Source organism: Rhizobium sp. LjRoot30, assembly GCF_964253915.1.
Classification (GTDB): Bacteria; Pseudomonadota; Alphaproteobacteria; order Rhizobiales; family Rhizobiaceae; genus Metarhizobium.
The window spans coordinates 1-3,403 of the sequence record NZ_CAXUSG020000042.1; the positions used below are offsets into that span (position 1 = coordinate 1).

Genomic DNA, 3,403 nt, shown 5'->3' on the forward strand with positions numbered 1-3,403 from the left:
ATACCCAACGCTGAAGTTAAAGCCCCAAGCATCGGCATAGAAAATGTGGCGACCGAGGGAAGTTGCACGGGACTTAAAACAACAGCGTTTGTCAATTTTCGATCCTCCAATGTTCGGGCTTAAACCCTTGAAATATTTTTTGTTATCGTTTGAGTTAGGTTGAAAGTTTAATGACAAAAAGCTGGAGGTCGGCCAACCAGGCTTGTAGCAAGCGCGATTGGCATGGAGCCTGGTCGCATGTTTGCCTTACCTTTCATGACCGTTTAGAACGCGTCGATGCTTCAATCGTCGGTCGCTTCTTTGAGGGATGATCGTTCGAGAATTCGGTTCAGCACCAGCTCCTTCCAGGCTTCCTCAAGCCGCCGGTCGATCTTCGCTCGCGCTTTGTTCAATTCTTCCTTTTCAAACCACTTTTCCATCATCTCGCCGATTTCATTGCGGTATCCAGAGCCCTGTCCCCAGCGTTGTTTCAGCTCTTTCCAGAAAATGAGATCGGCGTCGAGGTAAGGCTTGAATGCATTCTTTCCGATGGTCACAGCGCGAACCAGAAAGTCCTGATGCCAATCGGTTAAGTCTTCTGCGAGCGTGTCAACGAGAGCAAGAGCTTCGCTTGTTGAGCCAAATTGGCTGCGGAGGCCGTCCAAGCGACCCTGGATTTTCTTTATAAGACCAGAAGTACGGAGATTGGCGTCTGCACGGACACCGGTACCGATCAGATGGTGGATATCTAAATTGTACCAGGAGCCCTTCCTAACAACCGCAGCAGCGATGGTGCTCGGGTGGCTACGCTGCAGTTCGTTAACGAGTCCCTGATGAGCTGCACGAACTGCGGTCGCAACAGATGGGTAGTCGTTCCAGATATTCTGACCTTCTTTTGCCAAAGTGACTTGGGCCTGTTGAATTTTATGAGCATCCGCATTGTTATGGAAATCCAATGCAAGCGCCGTGAACCGCGACAGCCGATCTAGTTGGCGTTGACGCAGGACATCGATATGTCCGCTAAGTTCACGCCAAGTTGCTGCCGAACCATTCTCAATTGCATTGAAGTAAAGGATTGGGATGGGCGGAATGTTCTCGGCCTTCAGAGTGTCGAGGATTTGCGACGTCCGATATGCGTAGCCTTCAGCTACGCTCTCGACCTGTTCGCTCATGTCATTGATGACTTTCAGCGCCTCGTCCGCGCGCGGAAGAACAAGCAAAATCAAGCGCTGACGCTCAATCGCATCTGACCCCGCATCAATCAGCCCCTTTAGGATATTGAGAGTTTCCTGGCCGGGAGCGTCATTGAAAGCGCAGCAGAGAATATTCAACGTCCGTGGATTTATATACATCGCCTGCAAATCTCGACGATCTGTGGCCCCCTGGATGCCTTTGGTGTCGATGATCGTCAGATCAAACGCGGATTTGCGCATTGCGGACTTCGGGACGAACACGGTGACTCTTTGCGGAAGAGAAAACCGCGAATGGCGACCGAAGTTGATTTCAGTCACGGCTTTAGAAAGCCATTCCAAACCGCCAGTGTCATGCTCGGAAAGTAGAAGCTGAGTTTCAGTTCGCTGGTCCAGTTTCATCCGCAATATAATCGAATGAACTATGTCCTCTCGCGATTCAGGCTTGCCTCCTACCAAATCCTTTATTGGGTCGATCAAGATTTTAGGATCATTGGGATCACGGCTCTTTTGGAGGTCGGCCATGTTTCTGATGGCTCGATCAATCTCTGTGGAGACCCCGCCTTTGCCGTCCATGGCAGCGTCGACGATTTCACCCACCAAGGTCCGAATTTCGTCCTCCGTTTTAGGCTCGACCGCCACCCCGAACGCAGGACCTGGCCTTACTACAACCTCACTGGTTGTCGTCCGGCCACCGGACGCAGGGAAGATGGGGCGAGGTCGCCCGTCCGGTCCGGGAAGGATAAGATTGGTGAGGTGCGACAGAGCCGTCGTTTTACCAATGCCAACAACTCCAATCCATGCAAGGGCATGATCCGTCTGCCAAACGTAATCGGCAGTTGAAATCAGGTTACTGCGAAGAAAGTTGAGGGGTTCTTTGAGAAGGGGATCGAACTCACCAGATTCGAACGTATCCAGGCTTTGCAACGCGTTCTCAGCCTGCCATAGCGCATCTCGGTTCGGATGCCGAAAGTCAGGTCGCTTAGTAGTTTTCCAGTCGCGCAAATAGTGGTCCAGCATAGCGAGGCTTTGTTCAGTGCCTATCGCCTTAAGGTAGCGCTCTGCCATCGCCTGATCGGTCGTCTCTGAACTCTCCAGCCGCGAAACAACGCTATTGCTGCTAACCCCGAGACGCTTTGCCATCTCGGTCTGGTTGATGCTGGCAGCCTCGCGGGCCTTTTTCAATGCAGCGGTAGGAACGTTCATCTCAGCCTCCTGTGATGAAACTCATATATCGTATCGAATCTAAATTCGCAACATTGATTTGCAAACTTGCATTTCATATTTGCAGGTGTATTTTGAACCATGTGAGACGGCCTCATTCATTGAACGCCGCTTTAATATTCAAGTCGCATAATAGTTGTGCATGGGAAAAAGTGCTTCTTGTGCGTGAGTGCCTCTTTGTCGAATACAACAACAGGCTTCTCCAAGAGCTGGTGGCAGAATGAGCAAGGTCAAGTTCGAAATCTTCCTCGACGACTCACTGTCAAAAGTGACGTCAGTTACGCAACTGAAGAACACTCTCAACAAACGCCTTCTAAGCTTTGTCAACGACTTCGAGGACGGCAAGTGGTGCCAGCAGGATTTCCAGAACTACATTTGGGACAACATTACGCAAACGGCTTTGTCTGAGCGGGAGCGCACGTCACTTACTGATCAGGGATTCACCGCACTTCTTAAGGCTGCAAAAAATCTCCGCCTTACTGACAAAGATAAGGTGGGCGAGGGAAGCGAAATTGCCGAGATTTTCCTGTACGGACTTATGCGCCAGCACTTTGGAGCGCTACCTGTTGTCCCAAAGATTTTCTACAAGCAGAACAGCCAAGACAACGCGAAAGGGGCCGACAGCGTCCATATAGTTGTCGATGGAGATGACTTTACGCTTTGGTTCGGAGAGGCAAAATTCTACAACTCTGTCGCCGACGCCAGGCTCGATAAAATCGTTGCCTCCGTCTATCAGGCTCTTTCGACAGAGAAGCTGAAGAAGGAAAACTCGATCATCACCAATGTCCGCGATCTGGATCATCTGCAGATTGACGTAGTGCTAAGGGAAAAGATCAAGGAGGCACTGGAGCCTCACCACTCGATTGACCGGTTGAAACCAAAAATCAACGTACCGATCCTGTTGATTCACGAGTGTAAAATCACAGCAGCAGCTAAAGACCTAACGCCCGAATACCGTAAGGAAATCGTCGATTTTCATCGAGGCAGAGCCGAAGCATATTTCTTGAAAC

At 50.5% G+C, this 3,403-nt stretch carries 2 protein-coding genes; one reads left to right on the forward strand and one right to left on the reverse strand.

All coding sequences use genetic code 11. The features are described from left to right. Positions 1-281 precede the first annotated feature (281 nt). Positions 282-2,375, reverse strand: a complete 2,094-nt coding sequence (locus ACSQ3I_RS28015) for a helix-turn-helix domain-containing protein (protein ID WP_436004442.1) — start codon at positions 2,373-2,375, stop codon at positions 282-284. A gap of 238 nt (positions 2,376-2,613) precedes the next feature. Here ACSQ3I_RS28015 and ACSQ3I_RS28020 point away from each other — a divergent pair. Further along, the coding region (locus tag ACSQ3I_RS28020; protein WP_436004444.1) for a HamA C-terminal domain-containing protein at positions 2,614-3,403 on the forward strand (790 nt) is incomplete at its 3' end.